This is a genomic window from Candidatus Palauibacter sp., assembly GCF_965213655.1.
Taxonomy (GTDB): domain Bacteria; phylum Gemmatimonadota; class Gemmatimonadetes; order Palauibacterales; family Palauibacteraceae; genus Palauibacter.
The window spans coordinates 153,379-170,545 of sequence record NZ_CBDBZT010000003.1; the positions used below are offsets into that span (position 1 = coordinate 153,379).

The following is a 17,167-nucleotide window of genomic DNA, read 5'->3' on the forward strand; positions in this document are numbered from 1 at the left end:
ATTTTCCTTGCGGCTGCGGCCCTGCTCGCAGCGTGGGCGTTCTGGTGGGAGCCCGGCCGGCTCGTCCTCAACCGGACGGACCTCTAGGTGCCGGGGTGGCCGGAGGGGGAGGAGACCCGCATCGCGCTCATCGCCGACCTGCACGTGGGCTCGCCCCGAAACGGGCGGGACAACCTGCGTCGCGTGGTGCGGCGAGTGAACGAAACGCGCCCGGACCTCGTCCTCATCGCCGGGGATCTGACGATCGACAACGTCATGGGCGGCCGTTTCGTGCCCCCGGAGGAGATCGCCGAGGACCTCGCCGCCCTCGACGCGCGCCATGGCGTGTTCGCGGTGCTCGGCAACCACGACCGCTGGCTGTCGGCCGAGCGCGTGGAAGAAGCGCTCTCCGGCGTCGGGATCACCGTACTCGACAACCGGGGCCAGCGGGCACGGGTGCGGGGAAACGACATCTGGATCGCGGGAGTGGCGGACTTCTGGACGGGCCACCCCTCGGTCGCGGACGCGCTCGATGGGGTGCGCCCCGGGGAGCCCGTGATCGTCGTCACGCACAACCCGGACATCTTCCCCGAAGTCCCGCCGCGCGCCTCCCTGACGCTGGCCGGGCATACGCACGGCGGTCAGGTAATCATCCCCTTCGTCGGCCCCGGGATCACGCCCTCGCGTTTCGGGGACCGGTACGCGGCGGGGCACGTGGTGGAGGACGGACGGCACCTCTTCGTGACGACCGGCGTGGGGACGAGCCGGCTCGGCGTGCGCTTCCTCGTGCCGCCGGAAGTCGTCTCGCTCCAGCTCACGCGCTGCGAGTCCTGCGAGTCGCCGCCGGAGTGACTATCATGCCGCCGACGCGGGCTGGAGTCCGGGTCGAGACCTGAAGCCGGCCCGAAGCCGAACCTGAAACCGGAGTGAAACAGAACATGCCGTCTCAGTCGAAGCCACGCCGCCGAGAGGGGCGCCGCGCCGGCGCCGCCGGGTTCGTGGCGCTCGCCGGCCTGGGGCTGTCGTTTGGCGCCCCCGCGGCCGCCGCCGGACAAGAGGACAAGCTGCCGCCCCCCGAGGGCTGGCTCGCCCGCACCGACCACGGAGGCGATGGCGTGGAGGCCCTCCAGGAGATGCCGCCCGGCTGGCACGTCACCACGGGCCCGGCGGGCATCTTCTACCATCCCGAGACCCGGGCGGAAGGCGATTTTCGCGTCGAGTCCACGGTCTTCCTGTTCGATCCCGAGGGACGGAACGAAGGGTTCGGCGTCTTCATCGGGGGCGCGGATCTCCAGGGCGCTGGCCAGGCGTACACGTACCTGCTCGTGCGGGCGGACGGGCGCGTGATCGTGAAGCGCCGCGACGGGGCCGGGACGTCCACGCTCCTCAACTGGACCAGGCACGAGGCGGTGGTCACCTGGGCGGCGCGCGGCGAGGGCGCGGCGACCGCGAAGAATGTCCTCTTCGTGGAGGCTGCGGGCGATGAGGTGATCTTCGGGGTCAACGAGCAGGAAGTGTTTCGCACGGCGCGAGAGGACAGCATGTGGACGGCGTCGTGGGACTGAGGGTCAACCACGGCCTCAACCTGCACTTTTCCTCGCTGGAGGTGACCGATGGCTGAGTCCACCGCGGGAGCCAATGCCGGCTCCGGACCGGCGCGGCTCGAGGGGATCTGGCTCAAGTCGGCGCGGCAGGGCCCCATGGAGCCCGTTTCGGAAGCCACGCTCGTGGCGGGAAAGGGGCTCGAGGGGAACGCCGACCGAGGCGGCTACCGGCAGGTGACGCTCCTCGACGTCGAGGGGTGGGAGGCGGCGACGCGCGAGATCGGCGTCGATGTGAACCCGGATGCCCGCCGGGCCAATCTCCTGGTGCGGGGCGTCAACTTCTGCGAGACGGCGGGCCGGGTACTGCGGATCGCGGGCTGTCGCATCCGCATTCGCGGCGAGACGCTCCCCTGCGAACGAATGGAGGAGGCGGCGCCCGGACTGCAGGCGGCGCTGGCGCCCGACTGGCGCGCGGGCGCGTACGGGATGGTGCTCGAGGGCGGCCGGCTCGCGCCCGGTGACGCGGTGGCCTGGGAATCCTGACGGCCGGCCCGGCAGCACGGTGAACCATCGGGGCCCCTGCGTCCTCGCCGTCCTGGCGGTCCTCATGGCCGGGTGCGACGCGCCGGCCTCCGAAGCGGGTCCGCCGACACGTGCGGGATCGCTCTCCGTGTTCGAGGCGGAACTCTTCTACCAGACGGTCGGGGTCGGAGAACCCGTTGTCGTCATGCACGGAGGGCCGGGCCTCGACCACTCCTACCTTCGTCCGTGGTTCGGGCCGCTGGCGGAGACGAACCAGGTCATCTTCTACGACCAGCGTGGCCTCGGCGGTTCGCGGGCCGTGGTGAACGCGGCGAGCGTCTCGATGGAGCGCTACCTCACGGACATCGACCGGATCCGCGAACATGTCGCGCAGCGCGAAAAGATCACGCTGCTTGCGCACTCGTGGGGGGCGATTCCGGCCCTCCTCTACGCGCTGGAGCGACCGGAGCGGCTGACGGCGCTCATCCTCGTCGCGCCGGTCGAGCCGGGCAGCCGGTTTCGTGAGCAGACCGACGCCAACCAGCTCGCGAGGCGGGATTCGGCCGACCTCGCGGCGATCGACTCGATTCGGGGCACGCCGGAATTCGCGGCGCGCGAAGCGGAAGCCATCAGCCAAGTGTTCTTCCACGTCTTCCGCGGAACGTTCGCGGACGCGAGCGTGGCGGACAGCCTGCTTCGCGTCGCCCTGCACGAGAGGACCGCGAACCAGGGTCAGCTCGTCGCGAGCCTGCTCATGGCGCCGCTCCAGGGGCTCGACTTCTGGGATCGCCTCGGCGAAATAGAGGTCCCGGTTCTCATCGTGTACGGCGCCCGGGACCCGATCCCGAGCGAGATGGTACGGGAGATGAACGAGGCCCTGCCGGACAGTCGCCTGATCCGCGTCGACGGATCGGGGCATTTTCCGTTCATGGAGAAACCGGTCCTGTTCTGGGCCGGCGTGCAGGCGTTCCTGCAACAGCGGCAACGGGAAGGGCCGTGACCGCGGGCGGCCCGTCGCCGGGCCCGATCCGCGACCCGGCCCTCCTGCGCGGCGCCCTCTCCCGGCTCAACGACGCGCGGCTGGCGCCCGAGAACAGTTCCGTCCGACTCGGCAGCCTGCTGTCGGGCTTCGAGGAACTGGTCGTCGCCCTGCCGGGAGAGGACCGCGGCTCGGGCGCGGTGGGCGCGCTCGCGGAACTCGAAGCGCTCCTGGGAGAATCGGGCGCGGAAACCGGCGCCCCGGCGCTGCGCGGATACCTCGAACCGATCCTCGAGCGGCTGATCGAGGCCCTGCTCGACCACCCGGAGCGGCGTCTGGCCGCGTACGGGTCTCTCCTCCCCGGCGAGAACAACCATCACCACATGGCAGAACTCGCCGGGCGCTGGGTCGAGGGGACGGTCGAGGGCACGCTTCACGATCGCGGTTGGGCGGCGCGGCAGGGCTATCCCGGGTTCGTCCCGGGAAGTTCCGGCGACCGCGTGGTGGTGAAGGTGTTCGAGAGTCTTTCGCTTCCCGACGCCTGGGAGCGGCTGGATACCTTCGAGGGCGCGGCGTACCGGCGGATCCTCGCGCCCGTGGAGATGAAGGTTGAGGCGAAGACGAAAACCGGGGCCGGAAGCGAGACCGCGTGGCAGGTCTGCAACATCTATGAACTGACGGACCTTCCGCCCCGGTCGGGCCGCGCGTCGGAGAGCGCCCCCGCCTGAGCGGCGGCAAGCCGGGCCGCTATTCGTCGGCCTTTACGTCCTCCCACACCGCGTCGAGAGTCGCGAGATCCGCGTTCTTCCACTCGAGGCCGCGGCTCTCCGCCAGTTCGATCATGCGCCGGCAGCGGCGCTCGAACTTCTCGACCGCGCCGAGAAGCGCGTTGGCCGGGTGAACGCCGGCCCACCGCGAGGCGTTCACCACCGCGAAGAGAAGGTCCCCCACCTCCTCGACGACATCCGTGCCTGCATCCCCCATCCGGCGCAGCGCGGACGAGGCGGGAGACTCGGGCTCATCTGCGGCGGCGGCGCACTCGAGTTCCGCCGTCTCCTCACGCACCTTCTCCATGGGCCCCGCGAGATCGGGCCAGTCGAACCCGAACCCGGCCATTCGCTCCTGGACGCGCGCGGCGCGGCTGAGCGGATCGAGCCCGCCCGACACCCCGTGGAAGGGATCGTCCCGAGCCTCTCTCTCCGCCGCCTTCAGCGACTCCCAGTCGGGCGGCGCCTCCGCATCGCCGTACACGTGTGGATGGCGGGCCTCCATCTTCGCCTCCAGCGCTTCGACGACATCGGCGGTGGCGAAGGCGCCACGCTCTTCGGCGAGCACGATCTGGAAAGCGACGTTGAGGAGCAGGTCGCCCAGTTCGTCGGAGAGTTCTCCGTCGTCTCCGGCCCGGATCGCGTCCGCGACCTCGTGCGCTTCCTCGAGGAGGTACGGGCGGAGCGTCTGTGGCGTCTGCTTCGCGTCCCAGGGACAGCGGACGCGCAGGAAACGGACGAGCGCGAGGGCGCGGGCGAGGGTCTCGTCCCCTTCGCGCACCTCGTCGGCGTGGAGATTCTCAAGGTCGGTGGTGGCGGTTGGCTTCTGCATGGCCGCGAAGGTATCACCCGGTGGCAGGACGCCGCTGCATGCGACAGGTTGGGCACCTCCGGGCCGGCCCCGCAGGCGGGCCGGCAGGAACCGTCCCCCGAGCCCCCGGCGACGCTTGACCCGCAGCCGCGAACCCCCGTACCGAGCGTGGCTCGAGGTCGATCTGGGCGCGCTGTCGCGGAACGCCCGGCGCGTGGCGGAGCACGTGGCCCCGGCCCGTTTCGTCCCCATGGTCAAGGCGGACGCCTACGGCCTCGGCGCGATCGAGGTCGCCCGCGTCCTGGACCGGCTGGAACCCTACGCCCTCGGGGTCGCGACGCCGCCGGAAGGCGCCGAACTCCGGCGGGGCGGGATCGAACGCCGCATCGTCGTCTTCGCCCCCTCGGCCGCAGCCGAGATCTCCCAGCTGCTCGAGGCGCGGCTCGAGTGCGCCGCGCTGAGTCTCGCATCGCTCGCGAAGCTCGAGGCCGGCGCGCGGGCGGGGTGCACCCGGATGGCGGTCCATCTCGAGGTCGACACGGGCATGGGACGCGCGGGTCTTCCGGTGGCCGACGCCGGGGCGTGGTCGCCCGAGGTCGCGTCGATCCTCTCGCGAGGCGGGGCATCGCTGGCGAGCGTCTTCACCCATTTCCATTCGGCGGGGACGGATCCGGCCGCGACACGCCTTCAGTTGGCCCGCTTGCGCCGGGCCGCATCGACCCTCGAGGAGGCCGGCGTCGAGGTCCCCTTCCTGCATGCGGCGAACAGCGATGCGGTGATGGCGGATCCGCAGTATCATCTGGGGCTCGTCAGACCGGGGATCTACCTGTACGGGGGACGGCGGGGGACGGGCGCCGGGGGTGCGTTGGCGGACCCGGAGAGTGTGGCGCGGGTACGCGCGAGGGTGCTGGAAGTTCGTGACCTGGCGCCGGGTTCGACCGTCAGCTACGGGGCCACCTATACGACAGGGGATGTCGAACGTCTCGCCACGCTGGGCATCGGGTACGCGGACGGGTTGCCCTGGCGTCTCTCGAACCGGGGACAGGCGCTGATTCACGGGGTCCGGGTACCGATCCGGGGCGGCGTGTGCATGGACGTGACGTCGGTAGACGTTTCGGGCGTGTCAGGTGTCGAAGCTGCGGACGTGGCCACGCTCCTGGGCCGTGACGGAAGGGAAGAGGTCGCGCTGGCGGACTTCGCGGAGACCGCCGGGACGATCGAATACGAAGTGCTGACGGCGATCGGACGCCGCCTGCCCCGACACTACGTGGGCGGGCCGGCCGACGCCGCGGATGGGAGTCGATGACGGAGACCCGAATGACAGCCGGAGAGCCGCTCTCGTGGGAAGATCTCGCCGCCAGTGCGACGGTCGCCCGCGAACGCGCGTATGCGCCGTATTCCCGTTTCCTCGTCGGCGCGGCGCTGGAGGCGGATGACGGCCGGGTCTTCGCCGGCTGCAATGTGGAGAACGCTTCATATCCCGTGGGGACGTGCGCCGAACGGGTCGCGCTGGGGCACGCGGTCGTATCGGGTGCGCGCGCCTTCACTCGCATCGCCATCGTGACCAGCGGCGCGATCCCGGCCCCGCCGTGCGGTATGTGTCGGCAGGCGCTCGCCGAGTTCGGCCGGGATCTCGAGGTCATGAGCATCGGGACGAATGGGGAATCCGTCGCCTGGCGCATGCGAGATCTGTTGCCGGCGCACTTCTCGCTGGAACGGATGGCCGCCCCGGCGGAGAGCGGCCCGTGAGCGGACGTGGATTCGCCGGGCTCGTCACGCTGAGTCTGGTCGTGGCGGTCGCATGCAGCGAAGACCCGTTGTCGCTGGGTTCCGAACAGGTGCCGGGCGCCGGCACCGAGACGCGGGACGTCACCATCTCCGTTTCCGCACTCACGTCCTGGCGGGATACGACGCTGACCGGCTTTGCCCGGCCCTCCACCGCGCGGTTCGTGTACATCTCGACCGAAGCGGAGGTGTCGAGTCGCGGGTTGGTGCGCTTCAACGTCCCCGACACGATCCGGACCTTCGTCGACACGCTGCCGGTCGCGACCTTCGAAGAAGTGGAGTTCACGCTTCACTTCGACACGATCCGCTCGGAATTCACAACGTTCCCCGTCACGGTGAAGCTCGTCGACCTCGGGGAGCGGTTCGAGCCGCACGACGCGACATGGCAGGAGGCGGCCGCCGGCGTCCCGTGGACGGTGCCCGGGGGCGACCTCGGCGTCGAGATCGCGTCGGCGGTGCTGGACTCGGTCTCGGATAACCTGCTGATGACGCCGGCAGTGGCCGAGGACTCGCTGATGAAGGCGTGGCAGAGGACGGACGGAGGGAACGGTTTCGCCCTCGTGCTGGAAGGCCCTGAAACGAAACTCCGCGTCACGCAGATGGACCTCAGGTACGACCCGATCCTGGTCGGGCGGAGTCTGCCGGTTCCGCAGGTCCAGTTCTGGGAAGAACGCGCCTTCATCCTGGATCCGCCGCAGCCTCCGACGGGCACGGCGCTTCGTGTCGGCGGCCTCCCCGCCTCGCGCATCTATTTCGAGTTCGTGCCACCCGGTGACCTCGGAGAAACGGGGCTTGCGGGCGCCACCGTGAGTCAGGCCGAAATCATCCTGTACCCCCTGCCGGAGCCCGAACTGTATGCGGCGGAGCGTACGATCGAGGCCCGAAAGATCAGCCTGCTGGGCGATCCGTTCGAGACCGGTGCGAAGACGCCGATCGGGAGCGGCGACCGAGTTACGACAACGCTCGATCCCGCCAGACTCCGCGAAGGCGAGCCGGTGCGGCTCGATATCACGCGGCTCGTGGCGCGGGCCGTCCAGGATTCGCTGAGCCGGGTCCGGCTCGGCTTCCGGGCCGATCCGGATGCGCAGGCGCTGGGCTACTGGGAGTTCGGTTCCGCCGAATCGCCGCTGGAACTCCAGCCACGAGTGCGCATCGTGTTCAGTTCGGCGCCTCGCTTCACGGTGCCATGATGCGGGCCTTCGACGGATTCCGGGGATGGTGCCACGCGGCGCTCACGCTTGCGGGGCTGGCGGCCTCGCCCGGTGCCCTCTTCGCCCAGACGCCGCTCACCGCGGTCGGGCTCGGGTATCCCATCGCGCCCGTGGATGGCCGTTCGGCGGCGCTCGGCGGGTCGGGCTCCGGTCTGCTCGGCGGATCGTACAGCCTCACGAACCCGGCGGACCTTCTCCTTCACACGGAACCCGGCTTCTCCGTCTCGCTGTCCAACGAGGGCGTGACTCTGGAGGGCGAGAACGGGTCGTTCGACACTGGGCGGGGGCGCTTCACGACGATCCGCGCGCTCGTTCCCTCGAATGGCTGGGCCTTCAGCCTGGCCTTCGGCGGCGAGTTCGACCAGGACTGGTCCAACATCCTGCAGGACACGCTGCGGCTGAACGATGGCTCGGTGCCGTACGAGGAGACGCGGGAGCACAACGGCGGGATCAGTACGATCGATGCGTCGGTCGCGCGCCGGTTCGGGCCGCTTGGCGTCGGGCTCTCCGCGCAGCGGCTGACCGGTTCGCTCCGGCAGTCGTTCTTCCGTCAGTTCGACGACCCGCTCGACGGGGCGCCGACGCTGGGCGGCATCGTGGGGGCGAGGGAGCTGTCGTGGCGGGCCTGGCGCTTCAAGGCGGGCGGGTCGATCCAGCTGGGCGACCGCGTCGTCGCGGGCGCCGCCTTCGGGACGGGTGGGACGCTGTACGCGACGCCCGAAGGCGCCGAACAGCCCGAGGCGGAGTTCGACCTGCCGACATCGATCGAACTCGGCGGCAGCGTGCGCGTGACGGACCAGATCCTCGTCACGGCCGGTGGTGGCCGGGCCGGGTGGTCGGCCGTGGGCTCGCGCGACGAGGCTGCGGGCTCCGCCTTCCGGTCTCACGACATCGTGTGGTTGGGTGGAGGCGTCGAATACGGCGCGCTCACCTTGCTCGGCGGCAGACTGCCAGTGCGCGTCGGCTGGCGGAGCACCGGACTCCCCTTCAGTCAGGGCGCGGAGGCCCTGGAAGAGTCCGCCTTCACGGGCGGCTTCGGGTGGGAGTTCCAGCAAGGGCTGGCCGTGTTCGACCTCGCCTTCGAGAGCGGATCGCGCGGGGATGTCGCGACGGCCGGCTTCGCCGAGGGATTCCGGCGTGTCACGCTCTCCTTTTCCCTCCGTCAGCGCTGAGCCAACCGTGACGAATACGAAGCTCGTCACGCTGAAGACGCCGGGCGGGGATCGGGCCGCGGGCCGCCCCGGCGACGGCCCTCGCGCTGCCGCCGACCGTGGCGCGGACGGCCCGCGCCCGCTCGGAGGTCGGGTCTACATCGAGACCTACGGGTGTCAGATGAACATCAACGACACCGAATTGATGGAGGGGCTGCTCGTCGACGAAGGTTTCGTGAGCGTGGACGCGCCCGAGCGCGCCGACGTGATCCTCGTGAACACCTGCGCGATTCGCGAACACGCGGAGCGGCGCGTTCGAGGCCGGATCGGCGAGTTGCAGCGCCACCGGAAGAGGCGTCCCGAACTCGTACTGGGGGTGACGGGGTGCATGGCGCAGCGGCTGGGCCCGCGGCTCATCGAGGAGGCGGCGGGCGTGGATCTGGTAGCAGGGCCGGATGCCTACCGTGGGCTCCCGGAGCTGATCGGTTCGATCCGGGCGAGCGCGATCGAGCGCGGACAGACGCTGCTCGCGCTCGACTCTGAAGAGAACTACGAGGGCGTGGCCAGCGTGAGGCGGGAGGGCGTGAGCGCCTGGATCACGGTCCAGCGCGGCTGCGATCATCGCTGCACCTTCTGCATCGTTCCCTACGTGAGGGGACCCGAGAAGAACCGGACGCCCCAGGCGATCCTGGCAGAGGCCCGGCGCGCCGTGGAGGACGGGTTCACGGAAGTCGTGCTCCTCGGACAGACCGTGAACTCCTACGAGTCCGGGGACTGGGACTTCGCGACGCTGCTCCGGGCCGTGGGCCGTGTGGACGGCATCCGCCGCGTGCGCTTCACCTCGCCCCATCCCAACGACGTGACGCCGCAACTGCTCGAGGTGATGGCCGGCGAGCCGACGGTCTGCCGTCAGCTCCACCTGCCGGTGCAGTCGGGTTCGGACCGCATCCTCAAGCGCATGGTGCGGCGCTACACGAGCGAGGCGTTTCGCGAGAAGGTCGAGGTCGCGCGCCGGGAAGTCCCCGGGATCGCGCTCTCCACCGATGTGATCGTCGGCTTCCCCGGCGAGACGGAGGCGGATTACGAGGCCACGCTGGGACTGATGCGCGACGTGCGATTCGACGATGCCTATCTGTACAAGTATTCGATGCGCGAGGGGACGCCGGCGACCCGCTTCCCGGCCGGAGACTTCATTGCGGATGAGGTGGGTTCGGAGCGGCTGGAGCGCCTGATCGGCGAGCACCGCGCCATCCAGCACGAGATCAACGAGTCCGAGGTGGGTTCGGAGCGCGAGGTCCTCATTGAGCGGTCGGCGCGCTCACCGGGCGATGTGCTCGGAAGGACGGAGCAGAACAAGGTCGTCGCTTTCCCCGGGGACCCGTGCCGGATCGGAACGTACGCGGAGGTGCGGCTCACGGGGACGACGGGCGCGACCTTCATGGGGCAGCCCTGCTGATGCGTTTCGTGATGCGGCTGCTCGTCTTCGTGGTCCTCATACTGGCGGCGTTCTGGTTTACGGCGAGGAACGCCGGCGAACTCGTGAACGTCGTGCTGCCCTTCGTCCGCATTCGCGCGTCGCTCCCCCTGATCGTGTTCGCCTGCATCCTTGGAGGGATGGGCCTCTCGGCCGCGCTTGCGTGGCGGACCGAGCGCCGTGCCCGGCGTCTGGCGGACCGGGCCGCGTCGGCCCGCCTCGCGCAGGGACGAACGCCGGCAGTTGAGTCCCGGGCCTCGCCGGAGCCCCCGGTGACACCGGAGCCTGCGGCGGCAACGGAGCCCGCGGTCGCGCCGGCCCCGCCGGAGTCGGCGGAACCATCGGAGCCGAGCCCCCTGCTTTGACAGACGGTTGACGATCTCCCCGAGCATGGGGGTGTACCCCGCGCTCGGAGGCTGACCGACGCCCTTCTCTCCATCCCCTCTGCTCCTTGCTGCCCTGGCCCTCGCCGCCGGGGACGTGGCCGGCCTCGCGCTCGCCCGCGCGGATCCCGTGGCCCTCCATGCCCCCGCGGCGATCGCGGCAGGGCTCCTCTGCGTCTTCTGCGGCCGGGCCTCGCGGCAGGCCGCCGGCCGGGCTCACCGCGGCAGAGGCAGCGGCGGTGCGACGCGCGTAACGGCAGGTCTCATGGTGGCGCTCGCCGCTCTGGCCGGGTTGCTGGCGGGGCTGCCGAGCGGTACCGCGGCGCTCGGAGCGTGCGTCACTGCGTTCGAGTCGGGCGCGCCGGTCGCGGCGGCCGGCACGGTCGGAGACGCGGTGCCGGAGCGGGAGGCAGGCCCGGATGCCGGCCTGGTCCGGGTGTCGATCCGCGACGCCTACATCGTTTCGGGCGGGCGGATCTGCCACCTGGGTGCGGTGCGAGCCTTCGTGCGGCCCGGAGCGGGCCACGAGGCCGGCGCGGCGGTGTTCGCCCGGGGCACATGGCGCACGGCGGACGGGATGAACCCCGCAGCGGAACGACCTTGGCTGCCCCGTCCGGCCGAGACGCTGGGCTGGATCAGCGGCGCGATGCTGGAGGGGCTGGATGTCCCGGCGAACGCCGTGGGCCCGCGGGGTCTCGGCCGTTGGATCATCGAATGGCGCGCGGGCCTGCTCGCCCGCCTCGACGCGCGGCTCGCCCCCGAACACCGCGCGATCGGAAAGGCTCTGCTGCTGGCGGACCGCACCACGCTGGACCCCGCCACGAGGGAGGCGTTCGTCGGGGCCGGGATCATCCACCTGCTGGCGATCTCAGGGCTCCATGTCGGCCTGATCGGGGCATCGCTCGCCTGGCTCATCGGTCTTCGTGTACGCGGTCCGCGCCGGCTGCTCTACGCCGCCGCCTGTACGAGCGCGTACGTGCTGCTCATCGGGGCGCCCCCGTCGGCGGTGCGGGCGGCGCTGATGTTCTGGGGGTGGGCGCTCGCATTCCGCCGCGCGCGTCCCGCCCGCATCAGCGATCTCGCGGCGCTCGCGGCGACGCTCGCCATACTGGCCGACCCGCTCATCGTGACGAATGTGGGCTTTCAGCTCTCGTTCGCCGGCTTCGCGGGCGTCGTGCTCGGCGGGCGCGCGCCGCTGCCGCGCTGGCTCTCGTCGCGCCGCCTCAGGGGGATCGGACGCGCGCTCGCCGTGAGTTGCAGCGCTTTCCTCGTCACCGCTCCGATCGCGGCCTTCCACTTCGAGCGCATCGTCATCGCATCGATCCCGGCCAGCGTCGTGGCGGGTGCGGTGGTGAGCCTCGCGCTTCCCTCCCTCGCGCTCACGCTCATCCTGCCGTGGGGCCTGTGGATCCTGTTCGCGGGCGCCGCGGACGTGGCGCTCGCCTGCCTCGCGGCCATCGCGTCGTTCTTCGCGGGGCTCCCGCTGAGCTGGGCGGGTCCCGGACTCGGACCCTGGGCGTGGGCGGTCGCCGGCGCGCTCGTCGCCCTCGTTCTCGACCGGAGGCGCGCGCGACGCGGCCTCGGCGTCCTCTCGATCGGCGCCGTGCTGGCAGTCACGGTCGCCTGGCCTCTCCTCCGGGCCGGCCTCCACCGGGGCACGGCGCTCGTCTGCACCCTCGCCGTGGGGCAGGGCGACGGCGCCGTGGTGCGGACCGGCGCCGGCCGATGGCTCGTCTTCGACGCGGGCCCGGGGTCGGCCTTCCACACGGCCGGCGCATCCGGTCCGCCGCCGATGGCCGACGCGGGAAGCCGCGTCGTCGTGCCCTTCCTGCGTGCCATGGGCGCCGGGACCGTGGAACTGCTGGCCATCTCCCACCCCCACCTCGACCACTACGGCGGCGCCGCGGCGGTGTTCGACGCCCTGCGGGTCCGCCGGGTGCTCGATCCCGGCGTCCCGGAGCCCAGTTCCTCATACCTCGCCTTCCTCGAACGGCTTCAGGAGGAAGGCGCCTCCTGGCACGCCCCCCGCGCCGGAGACCGCCTCCGCATCGATGATGTCGAACTCGAGATCCTGTGGCCCGAGGGCCCGGCCGGCTCGGACGCGAACGAAGGCTCCCTCTCCTTCCGCCTCACGGTCGGTGATTTCCGCTACGTGAACACGGGCGACGCCGGAGTCGAGGTCGAACGCGAGATCCTGGCCCACCTCGCGCCGCTGCGCCCCGAGACCGACCTGCTGAAACTCGGCCATCACGGCAGCCGGACCTCCAGTTCCGTCGAGTGGCTGGAGGCGACCCAGCCGGACATCGCGGTGATCTCGGCGGGAACGAGAAACCGCTACGGGCACCCGCACGCCATCACGCTGGCGCGACTCGACTCCGCGCGGGTGCCGCGGGTGTGGCGGACGGATCTCGAAGGCCGCCTGTGCGTCGAGATCGACGCCAACGGGTGGCGTATCACGGACGCGCCTTGACGCGAAAAACCGCCTTTCCGTAACCTCTCACCCCACCCCCTGCCTACGCGGAGCCATCTTGAGCGGATCCATCGTCACCGTCGAACACTTCATCGCCGAGCAGGAGCGCGAGTATCCCAAGGCCACGGGCGCGTTCACCGACATCCTGCTCCAGATCAGCCTCGCCGCGAAGGTCATCTCCGCGGCCGTGAATCGCGCGGGTCTCATCGACATTCTCGGCGTGATCGGGAGCACGAACGTGCACGGCGAGGAAGTGCAGAAGCTGGACGATTATGCGAACGATGTCCTCCTGAACCTGCTGAGACGCTGCGGCAGCCTCAGCGGCATGGTGTCCGAGGAAGAGGAGGGGTTCGTTCATGTTCCCGAGAGCCGCGACGCCGGACCGTACATCATCGCCTTCGACCCGCTCGACGGGAGTTCGAACATCGATGTGAACATCTCCGTGGGGACGATCTTCTCCGTCTACCGCAAGCGGAGCGAGGGACGCAAGGTGCGGAAGCACGACCTGCTTCAGCCGGGATCCGAACAGGTCGCGGCGGGATACGTCCTGTACGGCTCTTCCACCATGCTCGTCTTCACGACCGGGGCGGGCGTCCACGGCTTCACGCTCGACCCGGGGATCGGGGAGTTCCTCCTCTCGTACCGCAACCTGCGCATCCCCTCGCCCGGCAAGAACATCTACAGCATCAACGAAGCCTACTTCGACAGGTGGGCGCCGGGTCAGCAGCGGCTCGTGGAGCGATTCCGGCAGCCTCCCCGCGACGCGCCGTCGTCTTCCGCGCGCTACGTCGGGTCCATGGTCGCGGACTTTCACCGCACCCTCCTCCGCGGCGGGATCTTCATGTACCCGGGCACCGTCGCAAAGCCGGAGGGGAAGCTGCGCCTGCTGTACGAGGTGGCCCCCATGGCCATGATCTGCGAGCAGGCGGGCGGGTCCGCCACCGACGGCCGGCGGCGCATCCTCGACATCGAGCCCGAGGGGCTGCACCACCGCGTGCCGACCTTCTTGGGCAGCACGGAACTCGTGGAGATGGCGGGACGCTACCTGGCCGACGACTGACCGGGATGGCGGTCGGCCCCGCCGGCAGCTTGCCGGCGAGGCCGATTGTCTCTGCGGATCCCGTTCTCGGAAATCCGCCCGAACCGGTCCCGACAATCCCGCCGGGACCCCGGATCACGCCGTTAGAAGTTGAACTGGAACCCCACGTTCAAGCTGCGCGGATAGCCCAGGAAGACCTCGGCCGAGTCCGCATCGTGAAGATCGCCGTCTTCGAAGTAGTTGTTGAACTGGGAGGCGTCCGTGGCATCCTGGATGTAGGTCGTGTCGAAGATGTTGTACACGTTGGCAAAGACGCGCACGCTACCTCCGGCCACCGGGATGATGTTGCCGAGCGAATGCGAGAGATGCACATCAAAGACCGAATAACCCGGCGGTTGCCAGGACTGGATTCCCCTCTCGCCCGGATCGCTGCGGTTCAGGTGATTGAACGCCGCATAGTGGTTACCGAAGAACTTGCCTACCAACGACACGTTGGCACCGTCCGCCGGAAAGACCGACGCGCTGATCGCCATCTGCCGCTGAGGCGCATCTGCCACCTTGAGACCTTGAATGTAGAAGTCCAGGAACACTGACTCGGTGAATCGGTCGTCGGGGCGATAGAAACCGGAGGCGTCCTCCAGATACTTCCAGTTGCCGATCGAGACCGCCCCGTCGAAGCGCACGAAGTTGCTCGGCTGATAGGCCGCCTGGGCTTCGATGCCCATGTGTCGCGCGTCCACCCCCAGCAGGGTGACCAGCCCATCCACGCCCTCGACCCCGCCCAAGTCTTGGACGAAGCCTCTCTCCGTCCGATCCCTCCAGGTGGTATGGTAGAGGTTGACGTCCAGCGACAGCGCCCGGCTGCTGGAGCGAAACTGCGTCCCCACCTCGAACGAGAGGAATTTCTCGTTCTTCGGATCGTCGTGAAGCGTGCCGCTGTTGTCGTCAATCACGCCGTCGAAGATCGGCACCTTGGAGACGATTCCCGCGTTCCCGAACACGGACCACTCGTTGTTGAGATTGCGAACGGCGCCCCCCTTGATCTGATAGCCGGAGAGATTACCGCTTTCGAGTTCGAGGTTACCCCCGCCGTCGGGGCTGGACTTGAAGAAATCCACGAACGTGTAGGAGTTCTGGGCCCATCCGGCCATACCGTAGAGCGATCCTCCGGTGGTGGTCTTCTCGGCCTGCACGTAGCCGCCCAGCCAGTCGACCGTGTTCTCGTTGTCATAGTGGATCTTGTCGCCGAGATTGCGGTTGTGCTCGGCTTCGGTCCAGAACTCGGAGGGGGTGCAGCGGTTTCTGCTCGAGCACTCGTAGTAGGCGCCACCCAGCAGGTCGCGCACCTCCCGGTAGTGCGAGATATTGGCCGTGCGCCAATCGACGCCGACCTCGGCGGTGACGCCCCCGTCGAAGCTCTTCCGCAGCTTGGAGATGGCGCCCCAGGTCTGCTGGTTGTTCACCGAGTTGCGAAGGATACCCCGGGATCCGGCCGTTTCATCCCGATTCCTCGCGATGGTGGCGTCCCAATCCGGGAAGCGCTGGCTGTAATCGTAGTTCCAGCTCACCGATCCGATGGTGCCCGTACCTCCTCCCGCGCCGCCGGAGAAGTAGCCCACGGTTGTCAGGCTCAGACCGTCACCGAAGTAGGAATACCAGTTCAGGTTGACCTGCGGCTTGTGGAAGTAGTTCTCACGCTCGTTGAGAAAGCCGTTGTTGAAGCGGCTTCTCCGCCCCGAGTCCGGGCCCGTGCTGTTGTACTGGTTTCCGCTATAGCTGGTGCTCACCGGGGCCACGTTGGGGCTCCGGCCCCTGCCCACCTCGGGGAACTTCTCGAACGCTCCGGCGTCGAATCCGTCCAGCGAGCGCGCGAAGTCCGCGTCGAGACTCGCCAGGTTGAGCTTGTAGATGTTCTGGCCGTGTCGCTGCGGAGCGCCAACCGCGTAGGCCTCGAGCCGGTTGTTGGGGCTCAATTGGAACGACGTGGCAAGGTAGTACGCCCAGGCGTCGGTCCACGTGGCGTTGCCTCCCGCGAAGCCCGTGTACATGCCGTCCCCGGTCTTGCGCACGACGGAACCCGTGGCGGCGAACCTGCCCATGGGACCCGTGTTCACCACCACCGTCTCCTTCAGCAGGTTGCTGCCGAGCCCCCAGCCGCCGTTCTCGTCCAGGCTGCCGAGTCCGAACTCCTGCTTGTACATAAGGCCTGCGCCCTCCGCCGCGGGGTCGGTGATGACGTTGATCGTGCCACCGATCGACGGCGTGGCCAGGTTGACCGCCGAAAGGCCGCGCTGGAGCTGGATGCTGGTTGCGGCATCGCCCAAGCCGTCCCAGTTGGACCAGTAGACCCACCCGTTCTCCATGTCGTTGACGGGCACACCGTTGATCATCACGGCGGTGTTGCGCTGGTTGAAGCCGCGCACGTTGATGCGCGCGTCGCCGGCGCCGCCCCCCTGCTGGGTCGCGTAGACGCTGGGGGTAACGTTCAGCACCATGGGAAGATCCCTGGAGCCCAGCTGGTTCTGGATCTGCGTCTTGCTCACGTTGGTGAACGCCACCGGGGTCTGCCGGTCCTGTGCCCGAGTGGCGAAGACCTCGAGGGCATTCATGGCGACCGCCTCCTGGCTCAAGCTGAAGTCCAGCGCCAGCGACTGGCCGTCCTCCAGCGAGACGTCGGTCTCGGACTCGCGTCCGTATCCGATCAGGACCACCGTGACGGTGTAAGGCCCACCGGGACGAACGCCCTCCACCCGATAGGCGCCATCGCTCCCCGACAGCGCTCCCGCCTGGACCCCGGTCAACTCGTGCGTGACCACCACCTGCGCACCGGCGACGCCAGCGCCCAGGTCATCGGTCACCCGACCCGTAACGGTCGCAGTCTCCTGTGCGACCAGATCGGCGGTGGAGAGGATGAAGAGCGCGGCCCAGAGCGCATTCAGACGAATTTTTCGTGACATCGGTTATCCTCCGGTCCATGGATTCTTTCTGTGACTCGCGGCTAGCCTGCGGCGCGAGCGCCCGACATATCGCTGCCAACCGAACCTCCTGCGGC

At 69.4% G+C, this 17,167-nt stretch carries 15 protein-coding genes; 13 read left to right on the forward strand and 2 right to left on the reverse strand.

Translation table 11 applies throughout. The annotated features are described in order from the left end of the window. The first annotated feature begins 87 nt into the window (after positions 1 to 87). The 5 genes from ACOOGH_RS02920 (at position 88) to ACOOGH_RS02940 (ending at position 3,752) form a co-directional block, all read left to right on the forward strand. Entirely contained in the window at positions 88 to 831 is a 744-nt protein-coding gene (locus ACOOGH_RS02920) for a metallophosphoesterase (RefSeq protein ID WP_420447486.1), read from the forward strand. A 74-nt stretch (positions 832 to 905) separates the two neighbouring features. After that, positions 906 to 1,544 (forward strand): hypothetical protein, encoded by a 639-nt coding sequence (locus ACOOGH_RS02925; RefSeq protein ID WP_420447487.1) that lies wholly within the window; start codon positions 906 to 908, stop codon positions 1,542 to 1,544. 48 nt (positions 1,545 to 1,592) lie between these two features. After that, positions 1,593 to 2,066 carry an MOSC domain-containing protein gene (locus ACOOGH_RS02930; RefSeq protein ID WP_420447488.1) on the forward strand — a complete coding sequence of 158 codons (474 nt, stop codon included), beginning with the start codon at positions 1,593 to 1,595 and terminating at the stop codon, positions 2,064 to 2,066. A 19-nt stretch (positions 2,067 to 2,085) separates the two neighbouring features. Then, complete coding sequence (locus ACOOGH_RS02935; RefSeq protein ID WP_420447489.1) at positions 2,086 to 3,045, forward strand: alpha/beta fold hydrolase; 960 nt, start codon at positions 2,086 to 2,088, stop codon at positions 3,043 to 3,045. Next, positions 3,042 to 3,752: a gamma-glutamylcyclotransferase family protein gene (locus ACOOGH_RS02940; RefSeq protein WP_420447490.1), complete on the forward strand. Its 711-nt coding sequence runs from the start codon at positions 3,042 to 3,044 to the stop codon at positions 3,750 to 3,752. Before ACOOGH_RS02935 ends, ACOOGH_RS02940 begins: the two co-directional genes overlap by 4 nt. A gap of 19 nt (positions 3,753 to 3,771) precedes the next feature. Here the strand turns inward: ACOOGH_RS02940 and mazG are convergent, their stop codons facing one another. Further along, entirely contained in the window at positions 3,772 to 4,623 is an 852-nt protein-coding gene (mazG, locus tag ACOOGH_RS02945; RefSeq protein ID WP_420447491.1) for a nucleoside triphosphate pyrophosphohydrolase, read from the reverse strand. A 115-nt stretch (positions 4,624 to 4,738) separates the two neighbouring features. Here mazG and alr point away from each other — a divergent pair, with 115 nt between their 5' ends. The 8 genes from alr (at position 4,739) to fbp (ending at position 14,136) form a co-directional block, all read left to right on the forward strand. Next, positions 4,739 to 5,908 (forward strand): alanine racemase, encoded by a 1,170-nt coding sequence (alr, locus tag ACOOGH_RS02950; RefSeq protein WP_420447492.1) that lies wholly within the window; start codon positions 4,739 to 4,741, stop codon positions 5,906 to 5,908. An 11-nt stretch (positions 5,909 to 5,919) separates the two neighbouring features. Further along, entirely contained in the window at positions 5,920 to 6,351 is a 432-nt protein-coding gene (gene cdd / locus ACOOGH_RS02955; protein WP_420447493.1) for a cytidine deaminase, read from the forward strand. After that, positions 6,348 to 7,577, forward strand: a complete 1,230-nt coding sequence (locus tag ACOOGH_RS02960) for a hypothetical protein (RefSeq protein ID WP_420447494.1) — start codon at positions 6,348 to 6,350, stop codon at positions 7,575 to 7,577. The genes cdd and ACOOGH_RS02960 overlap by 4 nt, the downstream gene beginning before the upstream one ends. Then, positions 7,574 to 8,770 (forward strand): hypothetical protein, encoded by a 1,197-nt coding sequence (locus ACOOGH_RS02965; protein ID WP_420447495.1) that lies wholly within the window; start codon positions 7,574 to 7,576, stop codon positions 8,768 to 8,770. The genes ACOOGH_RS02960 and ACOOGH_RS02965 overlap by 4 nt, the downstream gene beginning before the upstream one ends. 7 nt (positions 8,771 to 8,777) lie before the next feature. Next, positions 8,778 to 10,205, forward strand: a complete 1,428-nt coding sequence (gene miaB / locus ACOOGH_RS02970; protein WP_420447496.1) for a tRNA (N6-isopentenyl adenosine(37)-C2)-methylthiotransferase MiaB — start codon at positions 8,778 to 8,780, stop codon at positions 10,203 to 10,205. Then, positions 10,205 to 10,588, forward strand: coding sequence for a hypothetical protein (locus ACOOGH_RS02975; protein ID WP_420447497.1), 384 nt, complete (start codon positions 10,205 to 10,207; stop codon positions 10,586 to 10,588). Before miaB ends, ACOOGH_RS02975 begins: the two co-directional genes overlap by 1 nt. Positions 10,589 to 10,703: 115 nt before the next feature. Further along, entirely contained in the window at positions 10,704 to 13,076 is a 2,373-nt protein-coding gene (locus tag ACOOGH_RS02980) for a DNA internalization-related competence protein ComEC/Rec2 (RefSeq protein WP_420447498.1), read from the forward strand. Between the two features lie 58 nt (positions 13,077 to 13,134). Continuing rightward, a complete protein-coding gene (fbp, locus tag ACOOGH_RS02985; protein WP_420447499.1) occupies positions 13,135 to 14,136 on the forward strand; it encodes a class 1 fructose-bisphosphatase in 1,002 nt (333 codons plus the stop codon). 122 nt (positions 14,137 to 14,258) lie between these two features. Here fbp and ACOOGH_RS02990 read toward each other — a convergent pair whose 3' ends face one another. Next, positions 14,259 to 17,072, reverse strand: coding sequence for a TonB-dependent receptor (locus ACOOGH_RS02990; RefSeq protein ID WP_420447500.1), 2,814 nt, complete (start codon positions 17,070 to 17,072; stop codon positions 14,259 to 14,261). Positions 17,073 to 17,167 lie beyond the last annotated feature (95 nt).